Genomic DNA, 13,005 nt, shown 5'->3' with positions numbered 1-13,005 from the left:
ACTGGTAAGTCTTGCACATTTTTATCAAATAGCGCTTAGGCTGCTAGCTTAATCAATTCGAATGCTGGTATAACCTTGGTTTAAGAGTGGGTTAATCTTTGCTCAGAGCGGCTTGCAAGCGCAGTTTTAGATATTCAATTTGGGTTGGATCCGCAACGGAAAGTGCTTTTTCACTTAGCAAGGCTTCAATGGTTGGCCAGTCGTTTTCTAGGAAGGCATCTATACCTTCACCGATTTCATTAAAGTATTCAGCTGCAACCTCAATATCTCGCTTTAAAATTTCTTGAACCTGTTCGAGTTCGTGCTCAGTCAGCACCTCAAGGGCTTGACCTTTTTGTTCAATATTGACAATTTCCTCGCCTAACCATTGCAGGCTTTTATCTTCAGCTGTTTTTATTTTAAAAGATAAGGTCTCTAGCAACGCACTGTAAGCGTTCTGAAGTTTGTCGGATAGCGTCATTGCGATCTCCTTTTCGAGAGGGGCTTTGGTATAATGCATTAATTGGAATTTTGATCTAATCATACACAAATTTTAGGAAATTGTACAAGATGACCGCATTTAACGCATCAAGTGACAGAACGAAACAGAACAGCTACCAACCTCAAATACTTGAAGCTGCTATTCAACAGGTTTGGCAAGAGCAAAAAGCCTTTGAAGTCACTGAGGACCCAAGCAAAGAGAAATACTATTGTCTGTCGATGTTTCCTTATCCGAGCGGGCGTTTGCACATGGGGCATGTGCGTAACTATACGATTGGCGATGTGATTTCACGTTATCAGCGCATGTTAGGCAAAAATGTATTACAGCCCATGGGTTTTGATGCCTTTGGTTTGCCAGCGGAAAATGCGGCGATGCAACACAAGGTCGCGCCCGCCGCCTGGACTTATGACAATATGGAGTATATGCGCAAGCAGTTGACCCAGCTAGGTCTAGGTTACGATTGGTCGCGTGAAGTGGCGACCTGCTCACCGGATTATTATCGCTGGGAGCAGTGGTTGTTCACCAAGCTCTATGAAAAAGGCTTGGTGTATCGCAAGTTATCGGTGGTGAACTGGGACCCGGTGGATCAAACCGTATTAGCCAATGAGCAGGTCATTGACGGCAAGGGCTGGCGTTCGGGTGCGCCGGTGGTGCGTAAAGAAATCGCGCAGTGGTTTTTAAAAATTACCGATTATGCCGATGAATTGCTAGCCGATTTGGATCAGCTCGAAGGTTGGCCAGAGCAGGTCAAAACCATGCAACGCAATTGGATCGGCAAATCAACCGGGATAGAAATTGAGTTCCCGTTGCTTGAGTCGATTGAGGGTTTTGATGCGACGCTAAAAGTCTATACCACGCGCCCCGATACCCTGCTGGGTGTGTCTTATGTCGCGGTGGCGGCGGATCACCCGTTAGCCAAGCACGCCGCCTTAATGAACGAGCCGCTTGAGCATTTTATTGAGGAATGCGCGCATATCTCCACTGCCGAAGCGGATATGGAAACCATGGAGAAAAAAGGCGTGGATACCGGTTTGCGGGTGCGTCATCCGATTAGCAACGAGGTTGTGCCAGTATGGGCGGCGAACTTTGTGTTAATGGGCTATGGCACCGGCGCGGTGATGGCGGTGCCGGCGCATGACCAGCGTGATTTTGAATTTGCGAAAAAATACCGTCTGCCGATTAAGCCGGTGATTCGTCCAGCCGATCAAGATTCGGTGGATGTGTCGGCACAAGCCTATACTGAAAAAGGCGTGTTATTTAATTCTGCTGAATTTGACGGGCTGGACTTTAGCGGTGCGTTGGAAAAAATGGCGGACGTGTTGAGCGCAAACGGCCTAGGGCGTAAGCAAACCAATTTCCGTTTACGTGATTGGGGCATTTCACGCCAGCGTTATTGGGGTTGCCCGATTCCGATGGTTTATTGTGCTGAGTGTGGCCCGGTGCCGGTGCCTGAGCAAGATTTGCCGGTACGCTTGCCGGAGGATGTGGTGCCGGACGGCGCCGCTTCATCCTTAACAAAACTCGACAGTTTCCAAAGCTGCACCTGCCCGAAGTGCGGTGGGGCCGCCAAGCGCGAAACCGATACCTTTGACACCTTCTTTGAATCGTCTTGGTATTACGCGCGCTATGCCTGTGCGGACAATGATCAAGCGATGCTGGATAAGCGTGCGGATTATTGGTTGCCGGTGGATCAATATATTGGTGGCATTGAACACGCGATTTTGCATTTGCTTTATGCGCGGTTTTTCCACAAGTTGATGCGTGATGTGGGTTTATTGAATTCAGATGAACCGTTTAAAAACCTGCTTACTCAGGGCATGGTGTTAATGAATGGCGCGAAAATGTCCAAATCAAAAGGCAATACCGTTGACCCGCAAGGTTTGATTGAAAAATACGGTGCCGATACCGTGCGCTTGTTTATTATGTTCGCCGCGCCGCCGGAGCAGAGTTTGGAATGGTCGGACTCGGGGGTTGAAGGCGCGCATCGTTTCTTAAACCGCGTGTGGCGTTTGGTGCAACAGCATAGCGAGCAATCACCAGGCCTTTATGCCCGTCGGGGTATGGTGGCCTGCCAGTCGAATGACGGCTTAACCAAAGACCAAAAAGCGTTACGGTTAAAGCTGCATGAAACCCTACAAAAAGTATCCGACGATATGGGTCGTCGTTTGCAGTTTAATACCGCGATTGCCGCCTGTATGGAGTTATTAAACGCACTCGCCAAGTTTGAAGACGACAGCGAGCAGGGGCGCGCGCTGATGCAAGAGGCGTTGGAATTGTTGGTATTAATGCTATCGCCAATGGTGCCGCATATTGCCCAGGCATTATGGGAACAACTCGGCCAAGCATACCCCGACGGGCATAAAGGCCTGGTGCTGGATGTGGCTTGGCCGAAGGTCGATCAAACGGCGCTAGTGCAAGATGAAATTGAGCTAATGGTGCAGGTGAATGGTAAATTACGCGGCAAAATTTTAATCGCCAAAGACGCAGAAAAAGGCGTGATTCTCGCGGCGGCTAAAGCAGAAACCTCGGTGCGAAAGTTTATCGAAGGCAAGGCGTTGGTAAAAGAAATCCTGGTGCCGGGTCGCTTGGTCAACTTGGTGGTGAAAGGCTAACTATGGCAGCCAGCCGAATTTCAAGACGCCACCTATTATCAGGCCTAGCAGGCCTGGTTGTCGGCGGGCTGTTATCAGGTTGTGGCTTTAAATTACGTGGAACAGGTTTAACGCAAACGGCTTATCAAACCGTTTATTTGCGTTTTGATAGCTCAATGCCTATTGAGTTACAGCAGGCGATAACACAGCGTTTTCAGCAAGCAGGCGTTCAGGTTTTGGAGGCCTCTGCGACGGCAGAACTGTTGATCGAATTTGGGTCGTTTAAACGTGATATAAGTCGGACATCACGAAGCGCAACTGGGCAAACTACCGCTGAGCTTATTCGTTTAACGCAAGCGTTTAAGGCCTATTGGATGCAAGATGAACAGCTTATTTTGGATACACAAACGCAAGTAATGCGTGATCGCCAACTAGATCCAAGCCAGCTTGTGGCTGCAGAACGTGAGCTGAATACCATTATTCAAGCGATGCTCAAAACGCTGTCTGGGCAAGTTTTTGATCGTGTAAATCGAGCGTACACACGGGGTCAGGCATGATTCTGGCTCCTGCGTTGCTAAAGCAGCTTGCACAGGGGCGTTTTAATTTGCCTCCGATCTTATTAATCTATGGTGAAGAGCCTCTTTATATTCGGCGTGTAACGGATAGTTTGCGCCAGGTTTTAAATCAACAAGGGTTTGAGCAACGAGATCGTTTTGATATTGATGCGCAGTTTGATTGGCAAGGCCTAGCCATGGAAACCCAAACTGGTTCATTGTTTGCCGAAAAACGTTTAATTGAATTAGCCCTGCCAACGGGTAATCCTGGCAAAGAAGGCACCGCGTTTATCCAGGCCTGGTGCAAGACAAGATCGAAGACTGAGTTAGAGATGGCAGTGGTGATTTATTGTGAACGTTTAGATTCGCGCCAAACTAAATCCAAATGGGTACAAGCGATTGAATCAGCAGGCCTGGTGGTACAGGCCAAACCGCTGGCACAGCCGGAATTAGTGCGCTGGTGTCAGCAAGAAGCCCATGCCCAGCAGTTGCAACTCGATACTGAGGCGGCGGCGTTGCTAGCGGAACGTGTTGAAGGCAATATGCTGGCCGCGGAGCAGGAGCTGATGAAGCTGAGCTTGCGTTATCCGGCTGGCCAGGTGATTAGTGCGCAAGACATTGCCGAGCAGGTGGTGGATCAAGCCCATTACCAACTTTTTGCGCTGAGTGGTTTGTTATTAATGGGTGAGGCCAAGCAAGCGTTGCATGTGCTGCACCGATTACAGCAAGAAGGCACCGAAGCGCCGATTGTGTTGTGGTTGCTCACCAAAGAGTTGCGAACCTTAATTGAGTTGGCGCAAGCCAACAACCTAAATTTAGCGATGAAAGAACAGCGGATTTGGTCTGCCAAACAGGCCGAATACCGCCAAGCCTTATCGCGCCATCCGCTGAAAATTTGGCATCGGTTGTTAATCGATGCCTATCAAATTGACCGCCAAATCAAAGGTTTGCAACTCGGTGATCCCTGGCTGGGGCTGGCTGATTTGGTGATGAAAATCGCGCGTTAAATAGTTGCTTTATAAGTCCGGTTGAAATAATATATGTTTTAACATTGTTATCACGCTGTTATCATTCAAGAGGTGGCAAAATGCAAACAACACTCAGAAAAATAGGTAATTCTCGCGGAATTATTATTCCATCTTCCATCATTGAGCAACTTCATATTGAAAATGAGCTGGAAATGAGTGTTCAAGATGGCGCTCTCGTTTTAAAGCCCTCCAGCCTACTCAGAAAAGGTTGGTTTGATAACTACAACCCAAATGAAGATGTAGAACCTTTATCAGCAATAACTGATTTGGAGAGTGAACAAGAGGATTGGGAATGGTAAGCCGAGGCGATGTTTATTGGGTGGAATTAGACCCGACCGTTGGCAGTGAAATCCGAAAAACCCGCCCCTGCTTGATCATCGCACCGAATGATATGAACAGTGTTTTGCCTCGGGTGATTATTGCTCCAATCACATCAAAAGGGCAGGCCTTAGGTTGTCGCCCAGAAGTCGTTTTTAACGGTAAGCAAGCTCGAATTCTTTTGGACCAAGTCCGTACCGTTGATAAAAAACGTTTAAAAAACCAAATGGGTTCCATTCCGCTGGAAATTTGGCACGATACGCTCATTCAAATGCTGTCCTAGCATCGTTTTAACCCAAAAGTTCTGCAACTCGGTGATCCCTGGTTGGGGCTGGCTGATTTGATAACTTGTTAACTTGTTAAGTTGTTAAGTTGTTAAGTTGTTAAGTTGTTAAGTTGAATATTTTGCACTCTGGGTTGGCGAGCGCTAAAATGGCAGGATTCGTATTGGACACAACAAAAAGAGAAGGCAATGAATATTAAAGACTATATGCAGAATTTAGGTCAGCAAGCGCGAGCGGCGTCGCGGGTGTTGGTGACGGCGACCACTGAGCAGAAAAATAATGCCTTATTGGCGATGGCGTCGCAATTAGAAGCGCAAGCCGCATTTTTGAAAGCCGAAAACGCGAAGGATTTGGCAGCGGGCAAAGCCAATGGACTCGATGATGCCATGCTGGATCGTTTAACTATTACCGATCAAGGCGTGGCACAAATGGCCGAAGGCTTGCGTCAAATAGCCGGCCTGGTGGATCCGATTGGTGAAATCACCGACTTGCGTTACCGCCCGTCCGGTATTCAGGTGGGTAAAATGCGTGTGCCGCTGGGTGTGGTGGGGATTATTTATGAATCACGCCCGAATGTGACGATTGATGCGGCGGCGCTGTGTTTAAAATCGGGTAATGCGGCGATTTTACGTGGCGGTTCCGAAGCGGCTCATTCAAACCGGGCGTTGGCGAACTGTATTCAAGCTGGACTTGAACAAGCCGGCCTGCCGAAAGCCTCGGTTCAGGTGGTGGAAACCACCGATCGTGAAGCGGTGGGCGAGCTGATTGCGATGCCCAAGTATGTGGATGTGATTATCCCGCGCGGGGGCAAAAGCCTGATTGCGCGTATTAGCGAACACGCGCGCGTGCCAGTGATTAAGCATTTAGATGGCATTTGTCATGTGTATATTGATGATGATGCCGATAAGGAAAAAGCGATAAGGGTTGCTTATAATTCGAAAACCCATCGTTATGGCGTGTGCAATGCCATGGAAACCCTTTTAATTGCGCAATCGCGTGCCGCTGAGTTACTCCCGGAGCTGGCACAGCTTTATCAAGAAAAAGGCGTTGAGTTACGCGGTTGTGCCAAAACCTGCGCGCTGATTGACGCGAAGCCCGCAACCGATGCGGATTGGGCAACCGAATATTTAGCGCCGATTTTGTCGATTCGTGTGGTCACCGACATGCAAATGGCGATTGAACATATTGCGCAATACAGTTCGGCGCATACCGAATCCATTATTACCGAAAACTATACCAAGGCACGTCAGTTTATGGCGCAGGTGGATTCGAGTTCGGTGATGGTGAATGCGTCAACCCGTTTTGCCGATGGCTTTGAGTATGGCTTAGGGGCGGAAATCGGTATCAGTACCGATAAATTCCATGCTCGCGGCCCGGTGGGTTTGGAAGGCCTGACATCGCAAAAATATATTGTGCTGGGCGATGGGCATATTCGCCAGTAAATTATTCAGTCCGGCCTGCTTGTCGCCATTTATCCGCCAACCGATAGAGCAAGTGAAACAAAAGAAAGTGCGCCTGAAATAGCTTTAAAGGCTCCAGCCCTCAGGGCTGGCTTGAATTAACGTTAAAAAAATCAGCTTCAAGCTGTTTTGGGATGGTTGTGAGTTTCATTTGGCTTTCTGGTCTAGTTCTCTGTTTGTTGGGAGTTTTTACGATAGTGCTATGTCCGGGGCCCAGGTTTTGATATAATATAATCGTAAGGCGGGGTGATGAGACCCTCGAGCCGATAAGTAGAACTTTGGGGCCAGACTCTTAAGATGGTGAGCCTCTCGCATTATGTTCGCATTCTGCCCGAGAAGCCTAAGTTTTTTGAGGAGGTCGCCACCTTGAACCCTCGGGTTCAGGGCCCGTCGCTCCGTCTTACACATCCTACAGGCTATTGGTTAGATATAGCATCTTAAATCCTTCATGAACTAAAACCGCATCGATTAATGAATTGATCATAGCCCGTGTTCTTGCTTCCATCGTGCTATCTGTGACCTGCTTCACATTAGCTATTCTCACCAAAACAGATTTAGAATCCTTTGTCACTTCGGCGACTAATCGTAGGTTATAAAAACGAACACTATTAATTTCTGTCAGAAAGGTAGGTTCTAATTTTAGCCTGAGTGTAATGTTTTGTTCGGTTAGGGTTTGGTGTGTTAGGCCGTAGCGTGCTAGCTGTAAGCGTGCCTGTTCAAATACGGCATGTCTATTATGGCCCCTTACTTCGATATTAATTTGACCTGAAAACGCTGGGATGAGCGCAATGGTTAGTTGACGATTTTCGCCGGGAGAGAGCTGTAGGCGGCCTTCACGGCTATGATAGCCTTGTGCATAAATCTTGTAGGGAAGGGTTCCTGGCGCAATGAGTTGACTGGCTTGATGATCAAAGGTTTGCTTGCCTAATTCAACCTGCGCATGGCTGGGTTGAATAAATAGACGTAACTGCGCATAATTTAGATATTTATAGATCTGTTGGCGCAGGGCTTGGGCATGGTTTTTTTCAGCCTGCGAATCGACCAGGCCGGGTGGAATAATGTTTAGAAAACTGTTAAGGAACACGGCTTGTTCAAGCGCCTGTTCGAGTTGAGTGCGATTAAGTGTGTTGAATTCTACAGCCAAGGCTTGTTTAATCTGGCTGATGGTTTGTTTAATAGCCTGTGCGTTAAGGTGTGCATGAACGGTAATTTGGCCAAACTCGTGATAGGGGTCTGAATACTGAACACCTTGGAAAAAACCACCTGATTGAATCCTGATCATGCTGTTAACCGATTGGCTGTGTTGATGGCGGTTGAGTTCTTGTTGAAGGGTGATATCCGATTGAACGGCTGAATACACCAGTTGGGCCAGTTCTTGTAATGCGTTTTGTTGGGCAATCTGGGGTGTTTCGCCCCAGCCTTGGGCGCTTAAAATCGTTTGAGCCAAGCCTTGTTGGCTAGTTAGCGCCCAAAAACTCAATGCGATGAGCCATTTAATCTGTTTTGACCAAGCTATCTTTCCCATCTTTTCCGCCTTTAGCGTTTTAAATTATGCTATTCAATGAAAATTTCATTTGAATGCGTATTATAGCCAACATTTATCATTAAAAGCTGACCGGAATCATACACTCTTGTAAGGTTACCAATGCCCGTATAATTACGCACTAATAATCGCATTAATTCTACGGAATCTTCTAGTTCACAAACAACCAAATAATCAAAGCTGCGTGTTCCAGCGGCTTGTCGTTTTACTGATTGGCAGCTTGATTGCAGCAGTTGATGGACCGTTTCGCTCAAATCCCCCATTTCTGCTTCTACGCTAAACACCAATTTAAACTCACGCCCCAGATTACGTTGTTGCGACCAGGCCTGGTTAAGTTGCCCTGTTAAACGATGCGCAGCCTGCTGGGCGGCTTCCGTGATAATCGCTTGTGAACCGGCAATATGTCGCTCAGTTGAAAATCCGGTTGCGCTCGCGATTTGTTGGCCCGTCGAGGTAAAGTAGGCCTTAGCGCTGACGCTGGCCTGTGCGAGCCGTTGATTAGCAAGTTGACGTTCGCTGACTGCCCAATCGAGTTCAACATAAATATCATTGCCGGCTTGCAGTGCGAGTAAATAATGCGGGTCCAGGTTGCCGGATAATTGAGCGGCTTGGGTGATCAGGTCATTGATGCGGCTTTGCTGGTCTAGTACCGCGACCCGCCAACCGCGTGTTTGTAAATAATCAGCAAATACGGCATCAGCATGGGGGCTGTCGCTGATAATTGATACACTGGGGTCACTAAGTTGACGGGTTTTTAGCGGCGGTATGATGTTTTTTTCAATTAAGTCCGCGCGCAGTGCGCTGAGATTAAGGCGAAAATCACGGCTAATCTGGGTTTGCCCTTGTTCAATCCGTCGATCTAAAAGCGCACCCTCATGCAAAACATAACGCGCGGCATGAGCATAAAAATAACCTTGATGTGCCTTAAATTTTTGCTGTTGTTGCTCATTAAGCAGGGCGGGTTGGTCGGCAAATAACGCAAACCAAATCGCTGTTTTACGTGCATTATTAAGGGCATCTTGATTATCAATGCCAAGCCCTGTGGCGCGCACAATGATGGCATTAACCGAATAGGCTTCAATAAAACTCGCTTGAAAGGAGGTCGGGGGCGCATCAGGCAAAGAGGGCGTTAATGGGGGCTTAGTCGCGCAGGCGCTTAAAAATCCAACAACAAGGCTGATTAAAATCCATTTAGTCTGCATGAAGACTCCGAGTTTGGTTAAGGTGAGTGCAACGCTGGGAAGGTGGGGTTTTTATACCCGCATAAGGTCCACTAAAATTTAATTTGAACGCTAGGCCGAAGCGAACCCCTAGTCCACCGCGCTGTTTAACCTCTATCTCACCGCCATCCCATTTGGTTTCAAGCAATAGAGGTTGGTGATAATTGATATCGATAAACAGCTTGCGTGTTGGGCCTAAATACATGCCTAACCCCATGCGCGGAGTAAGGCTAAGGGATGATAGACTAAGTGCCTGGTTTTGATAGTTAAATTGTTGGGTATGCAGACCTATATCGCCACCAAAAGCAGTATACAGGCCTTGATAAAGTGGGATTTCTCGTGATAGACCGACGTTTAGAGCAGCAAACAGACCGTTATCGGTTTGTTGTGCATCATCACGGTGATTAACCCCAAGGGTGAACTCAAGGTTCGTCCAGGTGTAATAGTAAGCGGGATCATTAAGCAGATGGCCCAAACTGGCATTAAACCCAAGGTTTAAGCCTTGCTCAAACCCACTGTCAACCGATTGACGGTTAATACGAAGCGGTGCATCAATCACACGATAAGCCAAGTGACCATAGACACCCGACCAGGCCATTTCTTGGGCTTGATCATAGTCATCGACCGCGCCTTGGATTAATTGCAAGTCGGCAAGGGTGCGCTGTTCAAAGGGTAGGGCTAAACAATTATCGGCGGGTTGTTTAACAAAGCCCCAGCCGACTTGTTGATCTATGCCATCAATCGTTCGCATAAAGCGAAACGGCTGTTTGACCCCCACCGCCTGTTGATTGCCGAGGTTAGCAGTAATCAGGCCTTGGCGCGCAGGTAAAATCGGTGCGCTAAGCTTAAATTCATCGAGTTGGCTAAGTTGTTGGTTTAACGCGAGTAAGGCGTCATTAAAACCGCGCTCTAATACGCGATCAAATAAAACTTGTGTATCGCCCGGCCTTGGAATAAAAGCCCGTTCTATCGTCGCGCTGCCGGATAGCGTTTGTGCTAGGCTATCAAAAAAGCCATTGGCGTGTGCGCTTAACTCATGTTTTAATACAAAGTCTTGGCCATTAAACTGATACACCACCAGTTGGCCTGAAATAGGCGCGTTCAAGGCGGTTTGGTAGAGGTAAAAAACGCGGCCATTATCCGTTTGCTGGCGAATTTGATTAATCGTTACCAAGCCGTTAATCGGAGGTAAATAAAAGCCAAACGCGTAGCCTGTAGAAACAAGGCGTTCCAATACCTCAGCGGGCATGGCGATTAAACGCGCTTGGTCGCTAATAAAGCGATCACGTTCTTGGCGGTTCATTTCACTGTAGCGTGCTTGAGCGGCATCGGCTAATAAGTTGGCCATATTGGGCGCAAGATGCTGATTCAGGTAATCAAGCAATTGGGTTTTAAATGCCGTGTAGTGGCCGCGCGTTATACTTAAAGCGGGAACGGTTTGACCCAGCTCAAGGTTTTCAAGCCGCTGATGGGCGGTTATCACTGTCGCGGCGTGTTGATTAATTAAGATCTGGTCGTAGCGATTATGTAAAATGTGCTCAAGCTGAGAGCCAAGCAGTTGATCTGCCTGATGTTGACTAATCGGTAAACGCCAATTGGCAAAGGGTACACAGTTAAAATTATGTGGACAAAACTGCACCACAAATTGCGCTGGGGTAACCGCCATACCTAGTTGTGCTAAACTTAGCACAACTTGACGTTCTGATGCCATCGGCTGACTGCTTGCAGCAAGGGGCAAGGGCTGCAAGGCTACCAGGGCCACCAAGGTCATGATGAAACTAAGGCAAAATATCCCTTGAATGCGAGGCTGCTTTGTTGAGTAAGGGTGTTGAGTATGATTCATATAAAAGACCTGGCCGATTAGCTCCAATTCTACCTAAAAAATCTATTGAGTGAGAGAAAGAAACCATGACCCGCCTTGATCGATTAAGACAAACATTGCGCCAACAGCGACGAGAGCTAAGCCTAGCCGAACAAAAAGAACACGGTCTGCAAGCCGTCGTTGAGTTGCAAGCGAGTAAATTGGTCCCACCCCGGACGCGGGTTGCCGCTTTCTTAGCGCAAGATGGCGAGTTAGACACCCAAGCACTGATCAGTCATTTATGGGCTCAGGCTTGTCAGGTGTTTTTACCGATCATTGATTTTGAAACCAAACGTTTGATTTTTTCGCTTTATCAACCGGAAACAGGCTTAATCAAAAATCGTTATGGAATTGAAGAACCTCAAACCACAAGAGCAACTGATTTAATTGCGCCAACGCAACTTGATTTTGTATTTATGCCTTTAGTGGGTTTTGATGCAAAGGGGCGGCGTTTAGGGATGGGGGGTGGGTTTTATGACAAAACATTTGAATTTAAACTGAAAAAACCTAAGCTTCATCCTACCAAGACAAGCCCCAGTCTAATCGGCTGGGCGCATGCCTGTCAGCAGGTCAACGCGCTTAGTCCTCAAGCTTGGGATGTGCCATTGGACGCGATTATTACTGAGCAGGCCTGCTTGAGGTTTGTTGAACGCTAGATGTTTGAATGCTAAATGTTTAAATGCTTCAGCAGGTTTTAAATTAAACTGCCGTAGCCTTCTTGATAGGTCGGGTATTTAAACTCATAGCCTGTGGCGCGAATTTTTGCATTGCTTAAACGCTTGTTACTGCGCATTAACCGGCTGTTTTCTGTCGGCTCGCTATGCTCGATGGTTCCGATGCTCAGTTGTTCCGCTAGCCATTCGTAAACCTCACAAGATAGAGTAGGTTGGTTATCGACTCCAATATACAAGGCTTCTGGCTGGTCGATGTTTAACAGATGCAAAAAAATTCCCACGCAATCATCGCTATGGATACGGTTGCTAAAGACATCTTCCATGCAGTGAGCTTTTCCAGACATGACCTGGTCGATAATATGGGTGCGCCCTGGGCCGTAAATGCCGCCAAATCGAACCACCGTCGCGGGCCAGCCGCTATTGAGTGCCAGTTGTTCGCCTTCGAGTAAACGTTTGCTTGAAAAGTTGTGTTCTTCTGCTAGGGTTTCTTCAGTAACCCATTCGCCATCCGATTGGCTAAATACGGACGTGCTTGAAGTGAAAAACAGACGCTTGACCTGTTGACCTGCCAGCCCGCGTAGCAGGTTTTTTAAGCCAGATACATAGGCTTGATAGTAAGCAAAGTCATTGTATTTTCCGGCTGACGACATAAAAAACACATAATCGAACTCAGCGGGCAATGAAATAAGTTCTTGATTAAGGTCAGCGCTTATAGGGTTAATCGGTGCGGGAATTTTACTCGCATCTCGACGCAACCCATAAACCTGATGCCCAGATTCGCACAGGGCTAAGCCTAATTGAATACCCAGACCACCACATCCCGCAATTAATACATTTGCCATAACCATCCTATTTGTTTAAAGGCTGAAATTTGTGGTTAGTATGCACAAGTTTTGCTGTTTATAAAAGTGGGGAGAATGAAAAAAGCTTGATAAAAACTGAGCGATACAAACAAAAAACCAGGCCTGGTTAGCCTGGTCAACGCTCATGC

The 13,005-nt window shown here is 47.5% G+C and carries 13 protein-coding genes; 7 read left to right on the top strand and 6 right to left on the bottom strand.

What is annotated here, in order from left to right; translation table 11 throughout:
• Positions 1–91 precede the first annotated feature (91 nt).
• Complete coding sequence (locus tag P8S55_RS10745) at positions 92–460, bottom strand: zinc ribbon-containing protein (protein ID WP_289224207.1); 369 nt, start codon at positions 458–460, stop codon at positions 92–94.
• A gap of 89 nt (positions 461–549) precedes the next feature.
• Here P8S55_RS10745 and leuS point away from each other — a divergent pair, with 89 nt between their 5' ends.
• From leuS to P8S55_RS10715, 6 genes are all read left to right on the top strand, one after another.
• Positions 550–3,093 carry a leucine--tRNA ligase gene (leuS, locus tag P8S55_RS10740; RefSeq protein WP_289224206.1) on the top strand — a complete coding sequence of 848 codons (2,544 nt, stop codon included), beginning with the start codon at positions 550–552 and terminating at the stop codon, positions 3,091–3,093.
• Between the two features lie 2 nt (positions 3,094–3,095).
• The gene (locus P8S55_RS10735; protein ID WP_289224205.1) at positions 3,096–3,629 is read left to right on the top strand and encodes an LPS-assembly lipoprotein LptE; all 534 of its coding nucleotides are present in this window, start codon (positions 3,096–3,098) and stop codon (positions 3,627–3,629) included.
• On the top strand, positions 3,626–4,633 hold the full coding sequence (gene holA / locus P8S55_RS10730) for a DNA polymerase III subunit delta (protein WP_289224204.1): 1,008 nt from the start codon (positions 3,626–3,628) through the stop codon (positions 4,631–4,633). Before P8S55_RS10735 ends, holA begins: the two co-directional genes overlap by 4 nt.
• Before the next feature lie 80 nt (positions 4,634–4,713).
• Positions 4,714–4,953, top strand: coding sequence for an AbrB/MazE/SpoVT family DNA-binding domain-containing protein (locus P8S55_RS10725; RefSeq protein ID WP_289224203.1), 240 nt, complete (start codon positions 4,714–4,716; stop codon positions 4,951–4,953).
• Positions 4,947–5,255: a type II toxin-antitoxin system PemK/MazF family toxin gene (locus P8S55_RS10720; protein ID WP_289224202.1), complete on the top strand. Its 309-nt coding sequence runs from the start codon at positions 4,947–4,949 to the stop codon at positions 5,253–5,255. Before P8S55_RS10725 ends, P8S55_RS10720 begins: the two co-directional genes overlap by 7 nt.
• A 189-nt stretch (positions 5,256–5,444) precedes the next feature.
• Complete coding sequence (locus tag P8S55_RS10715) at positions 5,445–6,698, top strand: glutamate-5-semialdehyde dehydrogenase (protein ID WP_289224201.1); 1,254 nt, start codon at positions 5,445–5,447, stop codon at positions 6,696–6,698.
• Position 6,699: 1 nt separating this feature from the next.
• On the opposite strand, the gene P8S55_RS11180 is transcribed toward P8S55_RS10715, so the two are convergent.
• The 4 genes from P8S55_RS11180 to P8S55_RS10700 form a co-directional block, all read right to left on the bottom strand.
• On the bottom strand, positions 6,700–6,795 hold the full coding sequence (locus P8S55_RS11180) for a DNA-J related domain-containing protein (protein WP_353957035.1): 96 nt from the start codon (positions 6,793–6,795) through the stop codon (positions 6,700–6,702).
• Between the two features lie 330 nt (positions 6,796–7,125).
• Complete coding sequence (locus P8S55_RS10710) at positions 7,126–8,241, bottom strand: hypothetical protein (RefSeq protein ID WP_289224200.1); 1,116 nt, start codon at positions 8,239–8,241, stop codon at positions 7,126–7,128.
• 29 nt (positions 8,242–8,270) lie between these two features.
• Positions 8,271–9,461 (bottom strand): DUF6175 family protein, encoded by a 1,191-nt coding sequence (locus tag P8S55_RS10705; RefSeq protein ID WP_289224199.1) that lies wholly within the window; start codon positions 9,459–9,461, stop codon positions 8,271–8,273.
• Complete coding sequence (locus P8S55_RS10700; RefSeq protein ID WP_289224198.1) at positions 9,451–11,322, bottom strand: hypothetical protein; 1,872 nt, start codon at positions 11,320–11,322, stop codon at positions 9,451–9,453. Before P8S55_RS10700 ends, P8S55_RS10705 begins: the two co-directional genes overlap by 11 nt.
• 65 nt (positions 11,323–11,387) lie before the next feature.
• On the opposite strand from P8S55_RS10700, the gene P8S55_RS10695 reads away from it, so the two are divergent.
• Positions 11,388–11,996, top strand: a complete 609-nt coding sequence (locus P8S55_RS10695; RefSeq protein ID WP_289224197.1) for a 5-formyltetrahydrofolate cyclo-ligase — start codon at positions 11,388–11,390, stop codon at positions 11,994–11,996.
• A 38-nt stretch (positions 11,997–12,034) separates the two neighbouring features.
• On the opposite strand, the gene P8S55_RS10690 is transcribed toward P8S55_RS10695, so the two are convergent.
• On the bottom strand, positions 12,035–12,856 hold the full coding sequence (locus tag P8S55_RS10690) for an NAD-dependent epimerase/dehydratase family protein (protein WP_289224196.1): 822 nt from the start codon (positions 12,854–12,856) through the stop codon (positions 12,035–12,037).
• Between the last annotated feature and the right edge of the window lie 149 nt (positions 12,857–13,005).

It is taken from the genome of Thiomicrospira sp. R3, assembly GCF_029581415.1.
Classification (GTDB): Bacteria; Pseudomonadota; Gammaproteobacteria; order Thiomicrospirales; family Thiomicrospiraceae; genus Thiomicrospira.
Note: the sequence above shows the minus strand (reverse complement) of the source record. Positions and strands in the feature narration are given on the sequence as shown.

Coding starts and splice junctions, on each gene's coding strand:
- P8S55_RS10695 (WP_289224197.1), top strand. CDS start 11,388: ATGACCCGCCTTGATCGATTAAGACAAACATTGCGCCAACAGCGACGA.
- P8S55_RS10705 (WP_289224199.1), bottom strand. CDS start 9,461: ATGCAGACTAAATGGATTTTAATCAGCCTTGTTGTTGGATTTTTAAGC.
- P8S55_RS10720 (WP_289224202.1), top strand. CDS start 4,947: ATGGTAAGCCGAGGCGATGTTTATTGGGTGGAATTAGACCCGACCGTT.
- leuS (WP_289224206.1), top strand. CDS start 550: ATGACCGCATTTAACGCATCAAGTGACAGAACGAAACAGAACAGCTAC.
- P8S55_RS10690 (WP_289224196.1), bottom strand. CDS start 12,856: ATGGCAAATGTATTAATTGCGGGATGTGGTGGTCTGGGTATTCAATTA.
- P8S55_RS10700 (WP_289224198.1), bottom strand. CDS start 11,322: ATGAATCATACTCAACACCCTTACTCAACAAAGCAGCCTCGCATTCAA.
- P8S55_RS10745 (WP_289224207.1), bottom strand. CDS start 460: ATGACGCTATCCGACAAACTTCAGAACGCTTACAGTGCGTTGCTAGAG.
- P8S55_RS10715 (WP_289224201.1), top strand. CDS start 5,445: ATGAATATTAAAGACTATATGCAGAATTTAGGTCAGCAAGCGCGAGCG.
- holA (WP_289224204.1), top strand. CDS start 3,626: ATGATTCTGGCTCCTGCGTTGCTAAAGCAGCTTGCACAGGGGCGTTTT.
- P8S55_RS10725 (WP_289224203.1), top strand. CDS start 4,714: ATGCAAACAACACTCAGAAAAATAGGTAATTCTCGCGGAATTATTATT.
- P8S55_RS10710 (WP_289224200.1), bottom strand. CDS start 8,241: ATGGGAAAGATAGCTTGGTCAAAACAGATTAAATGGCTCATCGCATTG.
- P8S55_RS10735 (WP_289224205.1), top strand. CDS start 3,096: ATGGCAGCCAGCCGAATTTCAAGACGCCACCTATTATCAGGCCTAGCA.